At 64.5% G+C, this 19,123-nt stretch carries 19 protein-coding genes; 9 read left to right on the top strand and 10 right to left on the bottom strand.

All coding sequences use genetic code 11. The annotated features are described in order from the left end of the window. The first annotated feature begins 288 nt into the window (after positions 1–288). Together FXB38_RS09140 and FXB38_RS43715 are read left to right on the top strand one after the other, a co-directional pair. Entirely contained in the window at positions 289–1,050 is a 762-nt protein-coding gene (locus FXB38_RS09140; protein WP_148750543.1) for a hypothetical protein, read from the top strand. 125 nt (positions 1,051–1,175) lie between these two features. Then, entirely contained in the window at positions 1,176–1,565 is a 390-nt protein-coding gene (locus FXB38_RS43715) for a hypothetical protein (RefSeq protein WP_246229768.1), read from the top strand. Positions 1,566–1,728: 163 nt separating this feature from the next. Here FXB38_RS43715 and FXB38_RS09130 read toward each other — a convergent pair whose 3' ends face one another. The 7 genes from FXB38_RS09130 to FXB38_RS09100 all read right to left on the bottom strand — a co-directional run bounded on the left by FXB38_RS09130 (position 1,729) and on the right by FXB38_RS09100 (position 10,182). Beyond that, positions 1,729–2,559: an ABC transporter permease gene (locus FXB38_RS09130; RefSeq protein WP_187434759.1), complete on the bottom strand. Its 831-nt coding sequence runs from the start codon at positions 2,557–2,559 to the stop codon at positions 1,729–1,731. Next, on the bottom strand, positions 2,556–3,818 hold the full coding sequence (locus FXB38_RS09125) for an ABC transporter permease (RefSeq protein WP_148750542.1): 1,263 nt from the start codon (positions 3,816–3,818) through the stop codon (positions 2,556–2,558). The genes FXB38_RS09130 and FXB38_RS09125 overlap by 4 nt, the downstream gene beginning before the upstream one ends. Positions 3,819–4,035: 217 nt before the next feature. Continuing rightward, positions 4,036–5,094, bottom strand: coding sequence for an ABC transporter substrate-binding protein (locus FXB38_RS09120; RefSeq protein WP_148750541.1), 1,059 nt, complete (start codon positions 5,092–5,094; stop codon positions 4,036–4,038). A gap of 67 nt (positions 5,095–5,161) precedes the next feature. Next, the gene (locus FXB38_RS09115; RefSeq protein ID WP_148750540.1) at positions 5,162–6,286 is read right to left on the bottom strand and encodes an ABC transporter ATP-binding protein; all 1,125 of its coding nucleotides are present in this window, start codon (positions 6,284–6,286) and stop codon (positions 5,162–5,164) included. Positions 6,287–6,596: 310 nt separating this feature from the next. Then, the gene (locus tag FXB38_RS09110; RefSeq protein ID WP_148750539.1) at positions 6,597–8,165 is read right to left on the bottom strand and encodes a DUF4403 family protein; all 1,569 of its coding nucleotides are present in this window, start codon (positions 8,163–8,165) and stop codon (positions 6,597–6,599) included. A gap of 130 nt (positions 8,166–8,295) precedes the next feature. Next, positions 8,296–8,934: a Vgb family protein gene (locus FXB38_RS09105; RefSeq protein WP_148750538.1), complete on the bottom strand. Its 639-nt coding sequence runs from the start codon at positions 8,932–8,934 to the stop codon at positions 8,296–8,298. A gap of 27 nt (positions 8,935–8,961) precedes the next feature. Then, positions 8,962–10,182, bottom strand: coding sequence for a helix-turn-helix domain-containing protein (locus FXB38_RS09100; RefSeq protein WP_148750537.1), 1,221 nt, complete (start codon positions 10,180–10,182; stop codon positions 8,962–8,964). A 99-nt stretch (positions 10,183–10,281) separates the two neighbouring features. Here FXB38_RS09100 and FXB38_RS09095 point away from each other — a divergent pair, with 99 nt between their 5' ends. Further along, positions 10,282–11,067 carry a DUF899 domain-containing protein gene (locus FXB38_RS09095; protein ID WP_148750536.1) on the top strand — a complete coding sequence of 262 codons (786 nt, stop codon included), beginning with the start codon at positions 10,282–10,284 and terminating at the stop codon, positions 11,065–11,067. After that, a complete protein-coding gene (locus tag FXB38_RS09090) occupies positions 11,064–11,336 on the top strand; it encodes a hypothetical protein (RefSeq protein ID WP_148750535.1) in 273 nt (90 codons plus the stop codon). The genes FXB38_RS09095 and FXB38_RS09090 overlap by 4 nt, the downstream gene beginning before the upstream one ends. A gap of 162 nt (positions 11,337–11,498) precedes the next feature. On the opposite strand, the gene FXB38_RS09085 is transcribed toward FXB38_RS09090, so the two are convergent. Next, the gene (locus FXB38_RS09085; RefSeq protein WP_148750534.1) at positions 11,499–11,837 is read right to left on the bottom strand and encodes a GIY-YIG nuclease family protein; all 339 of its coding nucleotides are present in this window, start codon (positions 11,835–11,837) and stop codon (positions 11,499–11,501) included. Between the two features lie 238 nt (positions 11,838–12,075). Then, the gene (locus FXB38_RS09080; protein ID WP_148750533.1) at positions 12,076–12,780 is read right to left on the bottom strand and encodes a L,D-transpeptidase; all 705 of its coding nucleotides are present in this window, start codon (positions 12,778–12,780) and stop codon (positions 12,076–12,078) included. A 274-nt stretch (positions 12,781–13,054) separates the two neighbouring features. On the opposite strand from FXB38_RS09080, the gene FXB38_RS09075 reads away from it, so the two are divergent. From FXB38_RS09075 to FXB38_RS09065, 3 genes are all read left to right on the top strand, one after another. Continuing rightward, positions 13,055–14,107 (top strand): glycosyltransferase family 4 protein, encoded by a 1,053-nt coding sequence (locus FXB38_RS09075; protein ID WP_187434758.1) that lies wholly within the window; start codon positions 13,055–13,057, stop codon positions 14,105–14,107. Positions 14,108–14,139: 32 nt separating this feature from the next. Then, on the top strand, positions 14,140–14,829 hold the full coding sequence (locus FXB38_RS09070; protein WP_148750531.1) for a class I SAM-dependent methyltransferase: 690 nt from the start codon (positions 14,140–14,142) through the stop codon (positions 14,827–14,829). A 150-nt stretch (positions 14,830–14,979) separates the two neighbouring features. Next, the gene (locus FXB38_RS09065) at positions 14,980–15,639 is read left to right on the top strand and encodes a hypothetical protein (protein WP_148750530.1); all 660 of its coding nucleotides are present in this window, start codon (positions 14,980–14,982) and stop codon (positions 15,637–15,639) included. 146 nt (positions 15,640–15,785) lie between these two features. On the opposite strand, the gene FXB38_RS09060 is transcribed toward FXB38_RS09065, so the two are convergent. Beyond that, a complete protein-coding gene (locus FXB38_RS09060) occupies positions 15,786–17,450 on the bottom strand; it encodes an aminotransferase class III-fold pyridoxal phosphate-dependent enzyme (RefSeq protein WP_148750529.1) in 1,665 nt (554 codons plus the stop codon). 35 nt (positions 17,451–17,485) lie between these two features. Here FXB38_RS09060 and asd point away from each other — a divergent pair, with 35 nt between their 5' ends. Both asd and FXB38_RS09050 read left to right on the top strand, forming a co-directional pair. Then, entirely contained in the window at positions 17,486–18,349 is an 864-nt protein-coding gene (gene asd / locus FXB38_RS09055) for an archaetidylserine decarboxylase (protein WP_148750528.1), read from the top strand. A gap of 67 nt (positions 18,350–18,416) precedes the next feature. Continuing rightward, positions 18,417–18,980, top strand: a complete 564-nt coding sequence (locus FXB38_RS09050; RefSeq protein ID WP_148750527.1) for an NUDIX hydrolase — start codon at positions 18,417–18,419, stop codon at positions 18,978–18,980. The last annotated feature ends 143 nt before the right edge of the window (positions 18,981–19,123 follow it).

Below are 19,123 nucleotides of genomic sequence, written 5' to 3'. Positions count from 1 at the left end.
CGCGCAAGCCGTCCGAGGATTAGGTTCGTCCTCAAAGTTTTCCCACGCGGTCGCTATCTCGTCGAATTGTTCATCGGTCACAGTGGTTGGTCCTTCCTAGCGGGAGATGGCATCAGCTCTGACCTTCACCCCATCGCATGAACGATCCGTTAGTGGAGCGGCGGTGACGCGCTGCCGGTCGTGCTCGTTCATGCCGGCGAAGGAGACTTCGGCCGCACCTTCCCTCGGATGACGCTGCGGCCAGCGTGGCGCGGACCGTGTTATAAACGCGCGACAAAGGCGATTCGCATGACCTATCCTCAATCTACGCTTCAGGAGCTGGCGGAAAGCGAACGGCAAATGGTGCTGGAGGCCGAAGCTCGCTTCGGGAAGCACTGGGTCGAAGCCCGCGCGAGTTCGATTTTTCTTTCGCGTTGCATTGTTGCGATAGACCACGACCGGATGCACGTCGGCCGCTTTACTGCGATCCTGAAAAAGCATCATCTGCTAGCGATCATGTCGGCAGTTCGCTTGCACAAGTCGCAAGCAATGTGGAATCTGCGCCAAGTTCTCGAAGCTGGCGCGCACGCCGCTTTCGCTATCGCCAATCCCGGCGACGAACATTTCTTTAAATGGGAAAATGGCCTGCTCGTTCTTCCGCCAAAACTTCCCGGCAAGCGTTACGATTGGTTGGCGCAAAACCACAAACCATTTTCCGACGCGATCAAGGCTAAAAAGGACATGCTCAACGAGTCGCAGACTCACGCGAACGTCGTCGCATCGCACGGCGTCTTCCGCGTTGAAGGCGATCAGGCTCATGCGCCATTTTTCGACGTTGAAGACGAATATCACGTCAAGCTTGATCTATGGCTAGCGGCGGCCGTCGCACTCGACGTGATGAAGCTCTTCCGGGAAGTCAACCAAGGGCGCAACGTCATTGAGTTCATCGAAGGCTTCGACGGCCACTTAACGACGCTGGAAAACAGGGTGGTCGCCCTCATGGATGAGATGAAGGCCACCGAACGATGGCAGCGAGCGGAAGCCGCACGGCTGGCGGCTCAAAACGACTAAGGCGCGCCGACTTCGCGCCATCTCGCCGAAGGTGATCTTTTGGGGATAGGTCATTTTGACCGGGGCGGCGCTATTGGCTTATGCCTGTAAATCGTGGGGAACCAGTCCCCAATCCCTTGAAACGGATGGCTTTCCGCGCCACCTTGCGCGACCCCAACGGCTTTGGCCTACTGGGGGACGTGATCCCGAATCACGCATGGAAAAGCCGAGCACACTTTGCACGCGGGCTCGGCTTTCCGTGGCTTTTGTCGCTGAAAATGCTTTCGCATGTCCATCAACCACAAGGAGACCCTAGCGTGGCTAGTCCGGTCGTTCAAGACAACCAACCCCGCAAAACCAAGTTCACATTCGAAGAAGCTGTTGACGTGTGGCTGCGCCGCTGGAGCGGGCAGTACCAGCACGAGATCGCAGCGGCCTATGTGATCAACCCGCGCGCCGTGAACCATGTGCTCAAGGGCATCACGCACGCCGGCAGCAAGGACGAAGCCGCCCAGCGCATCGGGCGCACGGCGTAAAGATCAATCGCGACTCGGCGAGCGGCTTCGGTCGCTCGCCGGCCTTTCGGGCACCTTCCAGCAAATAAATCTGTTTTTTACACCGGCTGGACACTGGCCAAAAAAGGCCAATAAGATCAACGCAATACTTCTCCCACAAGGGGAGAAGGAAGGAGGTCCCCGCTCAGGCGCTGCTGCCCTTGAGCCGTTCGTTGCGCCGGCGCAGGCCTTCCAGGGTGGCGAGGAGGATGACCGAGACCGTCGTCAGGATCACCGCCGCTGCCGTGATGGTCGGGCTGATGTTCTCGCGGATGCCGCTGAACATCTCCCGCGGCAGGGTGCGCTGCTCTGGCCCTGCCATGAACAGCACGATCACCACCTCGTCGAAGCTGGTCGCGAAGGCGAACAGCGCGCCCGACGCCACGCCGGGCAGGATCAGCGGCAGGATCACGCGGCGGAACGCTTGAAGCGGCGAGGCGCCGAGCGAGGCGGCGGCGCGCGCGAGGTTGGTGTCAAAGCTTTGCAGCGTCGCGCCGACCGTGATCACCACGAAGGGTGTCGCCAGCGCGGTGTGAGCCAGGATCAAGCCGAGATAGCTGCCGGTCAGTCCGATCGGCGCGAAAAAGAAATAGAGACCGACCGCGGTGATGACACCGGGCACGACGACCGGCGACAGCACGAAAGCCAGCGCCAGCGGCTTGAACCGGCTTTTCCACTGCGCGAGCCCCAATGCGGCCAGCGTGCCGAGAACCATGGACAGAAGCGTCGAAGCGACGCCGATGATCATGCTGTTCTTCAGCGAATTCATCCAGCGCGGCGAGTTGATGAAGTCGTCGTACCAGCGCAAGGAGAGGCCGGGCAGCGGGTAGGTGAGGTACGAGCCCGAGCTGACGGACAGCGGCATGATTGCGAGAATCGGCGCGATCAGGAAGATGAACACCAGCGTCGAGATGACGATGGTCGCGGTCCACGCGATGCGCTGGCTGGGCGTGCGGAGGGAAGCATTGTCGCTCAATTCTTCATCCCTCCCGTGACCTGCTGGCCCTGCACCAGCTTGCCGTAGACGAGAGCGAGCAGAATCGTAGCCAGCAGCAGCACCGCCCCCAGCGCCGACGCAAGGCCCCAATTGGCGGTCTCGGTCGTGTAGAGCGCGATGAAGTAGCTGATCATCTGATCGGCGGCGCCGCCGACCAGGGCCGGCGTGATGTAGTAGCCGAGCGCGAGGATGAAGACGAGCAGGCCTCCCGCGCCGATGCCGGGCAGGGTTTGCGGCAGGTAGATTCGCAGGAAAGCGGTGAGGGGTGGCGCGCCGAGCGAGGCGGCGGCACGCATGTAAGCCGGCGAGATCGCCTTCATGCTGCTGTACAGCGGCAGGATCATGAACGGCAGCAGCACATGGGTCATGGCCACGCAGACACCGAAGCGGTTGTAGATCAGGCGCAACGGCTCGTCGATGATGCCAAGCCAGTGCAGGCTGTCGTTCACGACGCCTTTGCTCTGCAGCAGCACGATCCAGGCGCAGGTGCGCACCAGAAGCGATGTCCAGAACGGCAGCAGCACGAAGATCATCAAGAGGTTCGACCGGCCGGGCGGCAGCGTCGCCAGCAGGTACGCGACCGGGAAGCCGAGGAGCAGGCAGAGTACGGTGACACCGAGACTGATGAGGAAGGTGCGTCCGAAGACATCGCGGTAGATGGCCTGATCCGGCGGGGCCGCGACGATCGCGCCGTCCACGTTCCGCGTCAGGTCGAGTGCCGCCAATAGATAGAAGCCCGTGACCGGGCCACCGGCATCCTTGATCGTCGTCCAGGTGGTGCGCTCACGCCAGGCCGGGTTGATCTTGCCCAGCGTCTCCCTGGCCGTGCCGGGCTCCGGCACCGCCTTCAGATTGCGTGCGGTGCTGGTCAGGATCGTGCGAAAGCCGTTCAGGGCGTAATTGAGCCGCTTGGCTGCGATGGCAATGGTGCCGGAGGCGCGCGCCGCCAGGATGTCGCTGGCCAGCGCCGCGTAGGCCTTTTCATCCGGCAGGTCCTTGCCGTCCCAGCTGGCGAGAGCCGCGACGGTTTGGGGCAGAGCCTGACGTACCTCGCGGTCATCGATCGCGCGCCACAGCATGCCGGCGATCGGGCCCGCGAAGGTGAAGAGCAGGAAGACGAGAAGCGGCAGCACCAGCGCCAATGCCTTGACCTGGCGTGTCCGCTCTGCACGCCGCAATCGGCGCTTGAGTGGCACCTCGGTCAACGCATTGGCGCCGGTCAAGGAAGTTGCCGTCATGTGGAGAGCCTCTTCGATCGGTCTGAGCGCGCGCCTCGTCCTTCGAGACGACCGCTTCGCGGTCTCCTCAGGATGAGGCTCATCAACACCAGTTCCTGCGAAATGGCCGCCGCACACTCCGTCCTCATCCTGAGGAGCCCGCCTAAAGCGGGCGTCTCGAAGGATGGCCGCAACGAAGATGCTCTGAATGCGCGCCGCACGCCGTTTCGCCGGCGCGTTATTTCGCGGCCCATTTGTTGAAGCGCTCGGTCAGGCGATCGATGTTCTCGAGCCAGAAGGCGACGTTGATCTCGACAGCGTTCTTGATGTTGTCGGGCGCGGTCGGCAGATCCTTCAGGACGGCCGGCTGGATCAGCGCGGCGGCGTCCTTGTTCGAGGTGCCATAGGCAATATTCTCCGACAATTTGGACTGGTTCTCGGCCTTGCCGGCGAAGTCCAGGAACTTGTAGGCGGCGTCCTTGTTCGGGCTGCCCTTCAGGATGACCCAGCTGTCGAGGGTGAAGAGCGCGCCGTCCCACACCATGCCAAAGTTCTTCTTCTCGTTCTTGTTCGCGGTGTCGATGCGGCCGTTATAGACCGAGGTCATCGCCACCTCGCCGGAGGCGAGCAATTGCGGCGGCTGGGCGCCGGCCTTCCACCAGACGAGGTCGCCCTTGATGGTGTCCAGCTTCTTGAATGCGCGATCGACGCCCTCGTCGGTCGCCAGCACCTTGTAGACGTCCTTCGGTGCGACGCCGTCGGCCATGAGGGCGATCTCGAGCGTGGTCTTCGGGCCCTGACGCAGGGCGCGCTTGCCCGGAATCTTCTTGGTGTCGAAGAAGTCGGCCCAGCCCTTGGGCGCATCCTTCAGCTTGTCCTTGTCGTAGCCGAGCACGAAATCGTAGAGGATGGCGCCGACGCCGCAGGGATTGACCGACGGTGGTATGTAAGCGGCCTCGCCGCCGATCTTGGAATAGTCCAGCTTCTCGAACAGCCCTTCCTCGCAGCCGACCGCGAGCTCGTCGCTCTCGACCTGGACGAGGTCCCAGGTGGCGGCGCCGCCCTGGACCTTGGCGCGCAACACGCCGACGCCGCCGTCCCAGGACTCATCGTTCATGGCAACACCGGCCGCCTTCTTGAACGGCTCGAAATAGACCTTCTTCTGGGCATCCTGATACGCGCCGCCCCATGACACGACGGTGAGGTCACGCGCCTGCGCGACCGTGGCCAGCGCGGCGCTGGCGCTGAACGCCGCGGCGAAACCCAGAGCAATCTTGCCAATCTTGCGCTTCAGCATGGTCCTTGTTCCTTCTTCATCTGCGTTGCGTTGAGGTTGATCGATGCAGGTGCCACTCGCATCGGGATCAGACGGGATCGAGGGCGAGGCAGTCCTCGGGGCGGAAGGTGATGAACACGTTTTCGCCAGGTCTTAGGCTGCTATGCCGCAGGCTATCATGCGCCCCCGGCTGGAGCTTGACCATGAACTCGGCGTTCCCTGCGACATCGAGCACGGCCAGCGCGTGGTCGCCGAGATAAATCGTGTTCTGCACTTTGGCCGGCAGCCGGTTCGGTCCGTCGCTGGAGGCGCCATCAGGGATAATGGCGATCCGCTCCGGCCGCACCGACAACGAGGTCGAAGCACCTGCGCCTGCTATGTTGACCGCACGGGCCATGACGGAGCCGCCGGCCGCCAGCGCGACGCGGCAATAGTCCTTCTCGATCGTCTCCACGGTGCCGGCCAGCACGTTGCTCTCGCCGACGAAGTTGGCGACGAAGCTGTTGACCGGATGCTCATACAGCGCGTCGGGCCGGTCGATTTGCTGCACGATGCCGTCGTTGAACACGGCGATGCGGTCCGACATGGTGAGTGCTTCGCTCTGGTCATGGGTGACATAGACGACGGTGATGCCCATCGTCTCGTGCAATTGCTTGATTTCGAGCTGCATCTGCTCGCGCAGGCGCTTGTCCAGGGCGCCCAGGGGCTCGTCCATCAGCACGAGCTGCGGGTTGAAGACCAGCGCGCGGGCCAGCGCCACGCGCTGCTGCTGGCCGCCGGACAGTTGCCCGGGCCGCCGCTGCGCCAGCGTTTCCATCTTGATCATGCGCAGCGCCGCTTTGACGCGCGCTTGCGTTTCCGCCTTGTTGATCTTGCGCACGGACAGCGGAAAGGCGACGTTCTCCTCGATCGTCAGGTGCGGAAACAGGGCATAGTTCTGGAACACCATGCCGATGTCGCGCTGGTGCGGCGGCATGTTCTTGATCGGCCGGTCCGCGAGGTAGATCTCGCCCTGGGTCGGAACCTCGAAGCCGGCCAGCATCATCAGCGTGGTCGTCTTGCCCGAGCCCGAGGGGCCGAGCAGGGTGATGAACTCGCCCTTCCTGATGTCGAGATCGAGGTTCTTCACCACGAGATGCTCGCCATCATAGGTCTTCTGAATGCCGGAAAAGCGCACCAGTGCCGGCGCAGGCGTGACCAGGCCGGCTTCCATGTTGTCCTCGCGTGTCCCCTACGATGCTATCGAGAAACAGCTTAGCACCCTCCGACGAGAACGCCAGCGGCGCGCGGCAGGGCAGTCGCATGGGAGTGATTCCCCTGTGGCTATCCTTCGAGACGCCCGCCGTTGGCGGGCCCTCAGGATGAGGACCGAGTGTGCGGCTGTAGTTTTGACGAGCACCGATGTTGCTTAAGCCTCATCCTGAGGAGACCGCGAAGCGGTCGTCTCGAAGGACGAGGCGCCACTCAGGTTGTGCAAAATGCCATACGCGATCGCCCTGCGGGGGCAGGTGCGCGAAGGCGCTCTACATCCCCGACAGCCTGGTCACATACACATTCAGCGTTCCGCCGGCTTCGGCGACCACGCGCAGCGTCCTGGAATCGAAGGCGATATCGGCCAGCGTGAGGCTGCTGATATTGGCCTCGACCTTGACGCCGTCCTCGCTCTTCTGGAAGTCGGCAATGACGCCTGCGATTTTCTCGCGCGCGTTGGCGGCGATCGGCTTCAGGTCGAGTGTCGCTTTTTGCACCAGCGCCTGCTGCATTTGAGGCACCACCGCGCGGGCCGCGGCGCCGAGCAGACCGAAGGCCGCCTCGGACTCCACCGCGAGCTGGATGTCGGCGAGCCGCAGCGTCTGCTGCGCCTGGTCGAGCATCGGCCGGCCCCAGATGTGCACGGTCGCCTCGGCGTCGAGCCCGAGCCAGCTCTTCTTCTCCTTGGCGCGCACCAGCAGCGAGATCAGAAGCCGCTCGCCGGAGGGGACGACGTTGACGCTTTTCACCGTGACCTCGACCGGACCGGAGCCGTCCTCTGGATAGGTGTGGCCGACCATCTGGGCTGCGATCAGCTTGTTGATCTCGGTGAAGGGAACGTCGATGGGAACGCCGATGTTCACGCCGGTGCCGGTCGGCGGCACGATCGAGATCTTGTCGGGGAACGGGCAGTCCGGCTTGGTCTGCGTCGAGGTCACGCGCGTCTCGGCCTCGAGGCCGAGCAGCAGCGTCACGTTCTGCGCGTCGACGCGCGGCTGCGCTGCAATCGCGCGGGTCGGCTTCATCTCGAGCCAGAGCGGCGGCAGCGCGGCCGAGGAACCGCTACCTTGCAGCGGGATCGAGCGGCAGGCCTTGGCCCATTGCACCTTGGCGTTCTCGCGCAGGCTGGGATCGTTGCGGATGCGCTCCGAGACGACGTTGAGCTGATCGCCGACCGTCTTGTCGATCAGCGGCTTCACCTGCGCGGGCACGTTGACCTTGGCGCCGGCGACGTTGAGGTTGGTGTCGCCGAGATTGACCTGTGCGCCCAAATTCGGCTCGAGATGCCAGGCGGCCGCGAGCTTCGGGCGCGAGGTGACGACCACATTGCCCTTGATCTCGGCGCTGGCGTTCAAGTTCTTGATGTTGACCGCGCCGATCCGTTTCGCCGCGTCGCCGCCGAGCACGCTGCCTAGTGCATCGCCGAGCGCGCCGGTCGCTTTCGCCGACAGCGACCCCGTCACGTTCAGCTTGCCGCTGATCGGCGTCGACAGCGTCAGCACGTCCTTGTCGCCGGTCGCCGACATCGGCCCGCGGACGGCGGCCCAGCCGATATCGGCGTCCTGCAGGATCTGCGAGATCGGATTTTCGGCCTTGCCGGCGAAGTTGCGCGGTGATGCCTTCTCGGCCTGGTCCCGGATCGCCGACAGCGCGATCGCCACGGGCGCCACCACGATCGAGCTCTTGGACACTGGCGGCAGCGGCGGCAGTTGCGCGACCGGCGGCGCCGAATTGGTCGCGCGCGGCGACAGCAAGTCCATCGCCTTCAGGCTGATGAAAAACGACGCAGCTAGCACCACAACGGCGATCAGGACAGTCTTCAAGTTCAAGGTTAGTCGCATCGATCCCCCAAGCCGCCCCGACGGGGATTTTACAGGGCAGGCGAGCAGGGCGCTAGAGCGCACCGATGGGGTGGAATTGCGGCAAATCGGTTAACGGCTGTTTCCGTCGATCCAGGCCCTCAGTGCACAGCTAACTGCGCCTGGGACGGCGGACCGCTCTCACCTTGCCGGCGGCGCCGCCGCCGCAGAACAGGCGATCGCCGCCGTCGGATTCCAATCCTGAAACCATCGTCGCGGCCGGCAGGTCGAGCTGCTCGAGCACCTTGCCCGTTTCAGGGTCGATCCGCCTGATGTCGCTGTCCTCACCTTCCCAGGTGCCATGCCAGAGCTCGCCGTCGACCCAGGTGACCCCGGTCACGAAACGCTTGCTCTCGATGGTGCGAAGCACGGTGCCGGTGTCCGGATCGATCTGATGGATCTTGCGCTCGCGATATTGACCGACCCAGAGCGAGCCTTCGGCCCAGGCCAACCCGGAATCGCCGCCGCCGCCGGGCGCGGGGATCGTGGTGAGCACCTTGCCTGTCGCGGCGTCGATCTTCTGGATGCGATCCTCCGCGATCTGGAACAGGTGGCGGCCGTCGAACGCCGTGCCCGCATGTGCGGCGACATCGAGCGAGCGCGTGATCTTGCCGTTGGCCGGATCGAGGCCATTCAATTTGTCGCCCGATGCGAACCAGACATGGGTGCCGTCATAGGTGATGCCATGCACGGCCTCGACGCCCGGAAACGGCCCGTACTCCTTGACGATCTCTGCGGCGGAACGTTTCATCTGCTCGATCCCTGTGATGCGACCAACCTAAGCCTTTAATAGCGGTCCCGGGAGTAACAAGCCTGTCGGGAATCCGGGGACGGGCGGGGTCACCCAGCGGCGCGCCCTGCCGTGGCCGAACGACTGCACCTTGTTCGACCGCGCCAGCTCCTCGAGGGCCCGCTGCACCGTGCGCGCGCTCATGGCAAGTGCGAGCGCGAGCGCCGAGCTCGACCACGGCTCGCCGTCGGCGAGAATGGCGAGGACCGCGGCGTGCTTCTCCTCGACGGGCCGGGCCAGCACGATGACGTCGCGCGTCTTGCGCGGCGCCAGCTCAAAACCCTGCCTGGTCGCGCTGATCTCGGCCAGCGGCTTGAGCTGGGTGCGCAGCCGCCCGATCTCGACGCGCAATCGCGCGCGGTGCGACTCGTCGACATGCCTTGCCCGGAACGCGCCTGATATCAACGCCTCGCGCGAGACATCCGCAGGCCATGCCTGCGCCAGCAGGCGGGCGAGCGCGAACAGCACGGGTCGCGTTCCGAGCGACACGGCCGTGCCTTGCCTGCGCACGACATGATGGAAGGTGTCGACGACGAGCGCTGTCGAGGTCGCCAGTCTCTCGACCTCGCCGAGCAGCAGCGGGTGCTCGCTGCCGCGCGCGATCAGGCGCGCGGCCGGCGTGTTCAGGATCAGGCTCGCTGCGTCGACCTCGGCGGCGAGCGCCGGGATTTTGGCCAGCTGCGCTGCCTTGCCTGCGCGGTCGAGGGCTGTACGCGCATCTCTTGTTTTCAACCGCCTGATGGCGATGCCGGCAACCACCAGCTCGCGAACGACGAGAGAGGCAGGCGGGAGCGGGGAGATGCCGATCTCGGCCAGCGTGCGCTCGGCCTCGTCGACGCGTCCGAGCAGGAGAAGACGGCGGGCCTCGATATGGCCGGCATGGGCGGCATTGGCGAGATCGCCATGGCTTGCGAGCGTCGCCCGCGCGCTTGCGAGCGACGGCGCCGGCCAGCTCAGGTCGCGCGAGACGAGCGCGATCTCGGCCTCGGCCACCACACATCTGGCGCGCGCGACCGCCTCTCTCGGCCCGAACGCGCGCGCGGCGCTGCGCAGCAGCGTCTTCGCTTTCGCGAGATCGCCGAGCTGCGCCATCGCGATGCCGCGCAGCGCCAGCGAGGGCGCATCGTTGCGCAACGCGACGCGGTTCAGGGCGCCGAGCGGATCGCCGGCTTCGAGCGCGCGGGCGGCGGCCGTGATCAGCGATTCCATGAAAATCCCGCCACACTTGTTACTCCCACCAGGCAACCGTCCGGTGCCAGAAGTCGTTGACGGCCGACAATGTGCGGTGAGCAAGAAGTTTGGAGAGCCATGATGACATCAGCAGAAAAAGCAGGAACCAACGGACAGCCCGCCATGCAAACACCACCAGTGGTGTCGCCGCAGGACTGGGAGGCAGCCCGTCAGCAACTGCTCGTGAAGGAAAAGGCGCATACCCGTGCCCGCGACGCACTCGCCGCCGAACGCCGGCGCATGCCGTGGATGGAAGTCGACAAAACCTACGCATTCGAGACGCCTTCGGGCAAGGCCAGTCTGCTCGATCTGTTCCAGGGCCGAAGGCAACTGATCCTGTACCGGGCCTTCTTCGAGCCGGGCGTGTTCGGCTGGCCCGACCATGCCTGCCGCGGCTGCTCCATGGTGGCCGACCAGGTCGCCCATGTCGCGCATTTGAACGCCCGCGACACCACGCTGGTGTTCGCCTCGCGCGCCCCGCAGCCGGATATCGCGCGGCTGAAGGCGCGGATGGGCTGGAACATCCCGTGGGTCACCATCACCGACAGTTTTGATGCCGATTTCGGTGTCGGCGAATGGCACGGGACCAACGTGTTCTACCGCGACGGCAAGCGCATCTTCCGCACCTATCTGATCAAGAGCCGCGGCGACGAGCAGATGGGCGGCACCTGGAACTATCTCGACATCACCCCGCTCGGCCGCCAGGAGGTCTGGGAGGACTCGCCGGCCGGCTATCCGCAGACGCCGACCTACAAATGGTGGAACTGGCACGACAGCTACGAGGACGGTAGCGCGCCCGACAAGAAGTGGGTCGAGGTGTCCGATGCCGGAGAAAAGGCGCTTCGCGAGAAGGGCGCGCAGTGACCGAGGCCCATCCCGCCGGCGCGGCTGCCGACGCCGGCCGTGCTGGCGGAGAGGTGGTGACCGCATCCCACGTCGCCAGATGGCTGGGTCTTGCGGCTACCCCGACCTTCGCGGTCATGGCCCTGCTGACGGCGGTTCTCGGCGGTGGTCCGGCGGACATGCTCTGCGCCGCCGGGCACGGCTCGATGCTCGGCGGGATGGTGCCGATGTATCTGCTGATGAGCGCGTTTCACGCGGCGGCGTGGCTGCGATTGATAACGGAGCGGTGACGCGTGGGCGAGAGGTGAGGGGCCTCCGCCCGCGTGAACGCCTCGTCCTTCGAGACGACCGCTTCGCGGTCTCCTCAGGATGAGGCTAACTTGCATCTGCGGCGTAGCATGGGATTAGCGCGCGCCGGTTTTGCGGCAACCTGGTTTTTGTTCGCGCCGGCCTCAGCCCTCATCCCGAGGGCCCGCCGACGGCGGGCGTCTCGAAGGATGATGAGAGCCGCGCTTCGCTAGTTCATGGAGTTCAGCAAAGTCGCCGCGCATGAAGGCTTCCTTCTTGGCGCGGCTCCATTTCTTGAGTTTGCGTTCGCATTCGATCGCATCGGTGATGCGGTCGAACCATTGGGAGAAGGCTAGCGTTACGGGTCTGCGTGACTTTGTGTAGCCGGCAAAAGTGCCAGCGTTGTGCTGCGCAACTCTGATTTCGAGCTCGGTCCGCGTCGTGCCGATGTAGTAGCTGCCATCGGCGCATCTGAGAATGTAGAGGTAGGCGCCTTCGGTCATCGTGAACGCCCCATCATTTGAGACGCGCGCAAGGGCGCGCTCCCCGGATGAGGTTAACTGGCATCGGCGATGTAGCGCAAGCGCTGCGGAGCCGCGGCGCACTCCGTCCTCATCCTGAGGAGCCTGCCGAAGGCGGGCGTCTCGAAGGATGGCCACGATCACCGGCCTCAAACGAAAACAGCCCCGGCGTCGCCGGGGCTGTTCGCATCCTAATCTCGTTCGCAGCTTACGCCTCGCGCTACCGAAGCTCCGCTCTCCGCTCGGTCATCGGCAGCACGATCACCTTGGTGCCGACGTTGACGCGGGCGTAGAGGTCGGAGACGTCGTCATTGGTCAGGCGGATGCAGCCGGAGGAGACGTGCTTGCCGATCGTGTCGGGGGCGTTGGTGCCGTGGATGCGGTAGACGGTGCCGCCGAGATACATGGCGCGGGCGCCGAGCGGGTTGCCGGGGCCGCCGGCCATGTGGCGCGGCAGATAGGGCTGACGCTGGATCATTTCCGGCGGCGGGGTCCAGTCCGGCCACTCGGCCTTCTTGGTCACCGCCTGCGTGCCGGACCAGGTGAAGCCATCGCGGCCCACGCCGATGCCGTAGCGGATCGCCTGGCCGTTGCCGAGCACGTAATAAAGATAGGTGTTGGGCGTATCGATGATGATGGTGCCCGGGGCTTCACGTGTTGCGTAGCTGACGGTCTGGCGGCGGAAGCGGGCCGGCGTCTCGACCGCGTCCTGATCCTCGGACGGTGCGGTCTGATAGGTCGGCGCCTGATAGGGCTGGTACGGCTGAAGCGGCTGCGGCGCAGTCATCGTCGGCAGCGGCTGGAAGAACGGGAAGAGCTGCACGGGCGCGGCTTTGGCCGGGCCGGCAAATGCGATTGCGGTCACAGCCACTGCACCGACGGCAACGGCACGCGAAAACGTCTTGAACGTGTCCAGATTGAACATTGATCGCCCCTGTCTGCGTGGTGTTTCTTGGTCACCCCGGCACCGTTTCGGTGCTCCGTTGCGTCAATCACTAACGACAAGAAGTTTCGGGACGTTTGCACGGAAAACCGAAAACGGTTTCGTCGCGGCAAGGATTGTTTCATGACAGTTTCGTGGCCCGGCCGGGCTGTTAACGAACAAAACAGCGCGCCGACACTTATGTGACGTCACACGCCTGAAATATCCGTGGTTGATGGTCCTAAGCCGAGAATCATCAAACTCTCGGGATTTCCCCATGCGGGTATTAATCGCGACTGACGCCTGGCATCCGCAGGTCAACGGTGTGGTCCGGACGCTGACCTCGCTGGCGGCCGCCGCCAAGGCCCTCGATGTCGAGATCGACTTCCTGACGCCGGACGGCTTCCGGTCGTGGCCGCTGCCGACCTATCCGGGCCTGCGCGTGGCGCTGCCTGCGGGTAAGGAGATCGCGCGGCGAATCGAGAAGGCCGCGCCCGAAGCGCTGCATATCGCAACCGAAGGCCCGATCGGCTGGGCGGCGCGCGCCTATTGCCGCCGCAACGGGTTCGCCTTCACCACCTCCTACACGACGCGCTTTCCGGAATACGTCTCGGTGCGGACCGGCATCCCTGATGCCGTCGGCTATGCCGTGCTGCGCCACTTCCACGATGCCGCCGCCATGACCATGGTGGCGACGCCGTCGCTGCGGCAGGAGCTGTCGGGGCGCGGCTTCAAGCGGCTCGGCTTCTGGGGGCGCGGCGTCAACACCGAGCTGTTTCATCCGGACGCTCCGGCCAGGCTCGACCTGCCGGGTCCTATCTTCATGACCATGGGCCGCGTTGCGGTGGAGAAGAATCTCGAGGCGTTCCTCGCGCTCGATCTGCCCGGCACCAAGGTCGTCGTCGGCGACGGCCCGCAGAAGGCGGCGCTCGAGAAGAAATATCCCGATGTCGTCTTCCTCGGCGAGAAGAAGGGCGCGGATCTGACCGCGCATCTCGCCGCCGCCGACGTCTTCGTGTTCCCGAGCCTCACCGACACGTTCGGCGTGGTGCAGCTCGAAGCGCTCGCCTGCGGCACGCCGGTTGCGGCGTTTCCGGTGACGGGACCGAAGGACGTCATCGCCGATCATCCGATCGGCGCGATCGACAACGATCTGCGCGCCGCCTGCTTGCGCGCACTCACCATGTCGCGCGAGACCTGCCGCAACTTCGCGCTGGAGCGTTCCTGGGAGAACAGCGCGCGCCAGTTCGTCGGCAATCTCACCTCACTCCAGCCCAGCCGCATCCTGCGCGCCTCGCCTCGCATGGCGCGGCGGCCGGTGCGCGGCTGATCATACTTTGACCCACAGCGAGAACCTCATCGATGGCTAAGATCATGAACCTTGACGGCACCCAGCAGCTCGATCTCACCCGCGGCACGGTCGAGCAGGCCTATGATCGCTGGGCGCCGGTCTACGATCTCGTGTTCGGCGGCGTATTCGCCAAGGGCCGTCAGGCCGCGATCGCAGCCACCAACAAGATCGGCGGCCGCGTGCTCGAGGTCGGCGTCGGCACCGGCATCTCGCTGCCGCTTTATGCCCCGAACTTGCGCATCTTCGGCACCGACATTTCGGAAGCGATGCTCGACAAGGCACGCCAGCGCGTCACCGAGGGCAACCTGAAGAACGTCGAAGGCCTCGCGGTGATGGACGCCGAGAAGCTCGAATTCCCCGACAATTCCTTCGACGTCGTGATGGCGCAGTATGTCGTCACCGCAGTGCCGAATCCGGAAGTCGCGCTCGATGAATTCGCTCGCGTGCTGCGTCCGGGCGGCGAGCTGATCATCCTCACCCGCGTCAGCGCCGACACCGGCATGCGCCGCTTCATCGAGCAGAAGCTCCAGCCGGTGGTGCGTCCGCTCGGCTTCCGCACCGCCGAGTTCGCCTGGTCGCGCTATGCGAAGTGGCTGGCTGGCGCCAAGGGCATCGAGCTTGCCGAGCGCCGCCTGATTCCGCCGCTCGGTCATTTCTCGCTGGTGCGCTTCCGCAAGGTCGACGTCGCCAAGGCAGCCTGAGCAAGTCTGCGTCGGAGCGGCGCGATCCGCCGCTCACGCGTTCGCGTGCGTCATCGCGTCGCTGCATCGTCACATGACAAAATCATGATGTCACACGGCCTACATCGAATCCCTGTAAATCCTGAACCCGAAAGCATTTTGGGGGAGAGCATGATCAAGAATTATATCGAGCAGCTGCGGATCCAGCGCTGGGACGACCATCGCTACTATCACCACAGCCGCATCAATCAGAGCCTGCACTTCGTCAGCGCGCTGAGCTTTCTCTTTGCCTATGTCTGGCTGTTCGTCGATCCCATGATCTCGGCGCTGGTCGGCTGGCTGGTCTCGATGACCTCGCGCCAGGCCGGTCACTTCTTCTTCGAGCCGCATGATTACGACCACATCAACCAGGCGACGCATGAGTACAAGGAAGACATTAAGGTCGGCTACAACCTTCAGCGCAAGGTGGTGCTGATGGCGATCTGGGCGGCATCCCCGCTAGTGCTGTTCGTCGACCCCACGCTGTTCGGCCTGTTTACCCCCTGGGCGAGCGCGACCGATTTCATGCGGCAGGTCGCCAAGATCTGGCTCGTGATCGGCGGCGGCGGTCTCCTGTTCCGCACCGTGCACCTGTTCTTCATCCGCGACGTCGAGACCGGCCTGGTCTGGATGACCAAGATCCTGACCGACCCCTTCCACGATTTGATGCTCTATCGCAGCGCCCCGCTCGCCTTGATGCGCGGCGAGCTGATGGACCCCGGCCTGCACCTCAACCCCGAGCACACGCTGGGCCTGATCTCCGAGCCCACGCTCGAAGAGCAGCACGCCTGAACGCGCTGCGCACACCGACCACTCCGATGTCTGATGGTTACGTCATGCCCGGGCTCGTCCCGGGCATCCACGTCTTGGAAGTTTCGTGCAGAAGCGCGTGGATGGCCGGGACAAGCCCGGCCATGACGGCGTTGGAGGAACTAGCCTCAGCGCCCGAAGCGCTTGGCCAGCATCTCTTTCAGGATCTGCCGCTTGATGTTCTTGTTGGTGAGCGCGCCATCGTGCCACCAGAAGCCGTCGGCCTTCATCTTCCCGGCGGCGCGGACGAAGCGGACGGCGACCTCAGTGAAGTCGGCGTCGGTGTAGTTCAGGCTGAAGATCAGCCGGCCGGTACCGACCCAGCTCAGCGACAGGCCTTCGGCGCGAAGGTAATATTGCAGCATCCAGTTGTAGCGGGACGGGGTGGTGTATTTCACCGTCCAGATCGACGAGAAGTTTGCGAACTCCACCGGCAGCTTGGCGTCGGTCATCATCTGGTTGAGTTTTTGCGCGCGGCCGTTCCAGGTCGCGTCCAGCCCGTCATAGATGGCGCGGAAGTTCGGGCTGGCGAGCCGGCTCAAAAACTCGTCCATGGCCGTCATGACATAGGGATGCGAGTTGAAGGTGCCGCGGGCGAAGCAGATGTCGGCGGGACGGTCGTCGCGGAAGCGGCGCATCAGCTCGTGTCTGCCGCAGACCACGCCGACCGGCAGGCCGCCCGCGAGGCTCTTGCCGTAGGTCACCATGTCGGCCTTGACGCCAAAATATTCCTGGGCGCCGCCGGCGGCGAGCCGGAAGCCGACGAAGACCTCGTCGAAGATCAGCACGATGCCGCGCTCGGTGCAAACCTCGCGCAGCTGCTTCAGCCACTCGGTGTAGGCCACGCGATCGAAATTGCCGCCGCGCGACGAGTCGACCAGCGAGGAATCGCCGGGCGCGTTGGCGTTCGGATGCAGCCCTTGCAGCGGATTGACCAGCACGCAGGCGATGTCCTTGCGCGTGCGCAGCACGTGCAGCGTCTTCTCCGACATCTCGGAGAGGGTGTAGGTCTCGTGCGCATTGATCGGATTGCCGACACCCGGCTGCACGTCGCCCCACCAGCCGTGATAGGCGCCGGCGAAGCGAACCAGATGGGTGCGCTTGGTGTGGTAGCGCGCGAGCCGCACCGCCTGCATCACCGCTTCGGTGCCGGACATGTGGAACGAGACCTCGTCGAGACCCGAGATCTGGCAGAGCCGCTGCACGTTCTCGAGGATGACGGGATGATAGGGGCCGAGCACCGGGCCGAGCACGTGCGCCCGCTTCTGGGAGCCCTCGATGCATTCCTTGTAGAAATCGTTGCCGAAGATGTTGACGCCATAGGACCCGGTGAGGTCGTAGGAGGTGTTGCCGTCGACATCCGTGACGGTAACGCCGCTCGACGATTCCATGAAGGTCGAGGTGCCGAGATGCTCGCGGACGAGACGCGAGAACTGGAACGGCACGCGGTAGGTTTCAGTGAAATGCAGGTCGGAGATCGTCTCGGCCGCTTCCTTCGTCATCGCGCGGCCCTTGGGGTAGCGATCGGCGTAGAGAGCTGCGAGGCGGAAGAAGGCCTCCTTGCGCTGCATCACCACGTCGTCAGGCGCGCCGTCGCAGCCGAAATACTTGTCGCCCTCGAACTCGTAGAACGGCAGCAGCTTTGCCACCCGGCGCGACATCTTGGAGTGCCCGGCGAGCGAGCGGTGCTTGGCGCGGGACAGTTCGATCCGCGCCTTCAGCTTCGGGAGGGCGGCGGCAGCGGACGCTGCGGCGGCCACGGAAAATGAGAGAATCGGGAGTGTCGTTTCCATGACAACAAGCGCTAATACTGCGAGCTGACAGATTCATGACAGTCAAAGCCCTCATCGCCTCTTTCACCCAGCAGGAAGACCTCAACTTCCTGTTGACCAACCGCATCCCCCGCGCAGGCTTGACCCGCTTCATGGGGTGGTTCTCCAAGATCGAGAACCCGCTGGTGCGGGACGGCTCCATCGCGCTGTGGAAGCTGTTCTCCGACCTCGATCTGTCGGAGGCGAAGAAAGACCGTTTCAGCAGTCTGCACGACTGCTTCACCCGTGAGCTCAAGCCGGGCCTACGGCCGTTTGATCCGGATCCGTCGGTGGTCGCCAGTCCCTCGGACGGCATTGTCGGCGCCCATGGCCGTATCGCCGACACCGAACTGTTCCAGGTCAAGGGCGCGCCCTATTCGCTGCTCGACCTGCTTGGCGATCCCGCGCTGGTCGAGCAGCACCGCAACGGAAGCTTCGTGACGCTGCGGCTGACCTCGAGCATGTATCACCGCTTCCACGCACCGTTCGATGCGCATATCGAGCGCGTCACGCTGATCCATGGCGACGTCTGGAACGTCAACCCGATCGCGCTGAAGCGGGTCGAGCGGCTGTTTTGCAAGAACGAGCGCGCGGTGATCCGCACGCATTTGTCGACCGGCGAGGCCGTGACGCTGGTGCCGGTCGCCGCGATCCTGGTCGCCAGCATCCGCTTGCATTTCCTCGACATGGTGCTGAATGCGCAGACACGCGGTCCCGTCAACTTCCCCTGCGACGTCAGTGTGACCAAGGGCGAGGAGCTCGGCTGGTTCGAGCACGGGTCGACCATCATCATCCTGGCGCCCGGTGATTTTTCGTTCTGCGACGGTATCACTGAGGGGACGCGCATCCGCGCCGGTCAAGCGCTGCTGAGGAAAAACTAGCCTTCAATCCGCCGTCTCGGCCGCCTATATCGTCCGCCGGGACAATTCGATCGACACGGATCTTGTGATGGCGCGGGCGCCGGTGATGGCGGCGGGTGGTATTGTGCTGCGGCGTGGCGACACGCCGCTGATCGCGGTTGTGCGCCAACGCAAGCGCAATGAATGGGTTTTGCCCAAGGGCAAGCTCGACGATGGCGAGACGCCGAAGCAAGCCGCGCATCGCGAGGTGTTGGAGGAGACCGGCCACGACGTGGTCGTGCAAGAGTTTCTGGGCACGATCGCCTACCAGTCCGGCGGCCCCATCAAGATCGTGCATTTCTGGCGGATGGAGGCTGGGGCCGGTCCCGTCCGCAAGCTCATGAACGACATCAAGGCCGTCGACTGGCTGACGCTGGACGACGCGCTCGCGCGCCTGTCGCGCGAATACGAGCGCGCCTTCCTCACCCAGGTTGGCCCGATCGCGATCGCCGCGGCCGGCCTCGCATCGTCACCCGCGCCGGAGCCGACGCTCGCGGCCGACGATATCGACGGGGCCTTGCAGACCCTGACGCCCGCCGAGGCTGCCTCCGTCGATGAGCTGCGGCACGGCCTGCTGCAAAAGGTGCGGGCCTGGCTGCGCGGCGAGGCGTGAGCAGTCTGCGCGCCTCGCTTGCGGGTACATCCGCGCGTTGATGCGGATGGACGAGAGCCAGCTCTCTCCGCGTCGTCATTGCGAGCATAGCGAAGCAATCCAGAATCTTTCCGCGGAGGGACTCTGGATTGCTCACATGGGGA

The sequence above is a fragment of the Bradyrhizobium cytisi genome (assembly GCF_008123515.1).
Taxonomy (GTDB): Bacteria; Pseudomonadota; Alphaproteobacteria; order Rhizobiales; family Xanthobacteraceae; genus Bradyrhizobium; species Bradyrhizobium cytisi.
This window is presented reverse-complemented; position numbering and strand designations above follow the sequence as displayed.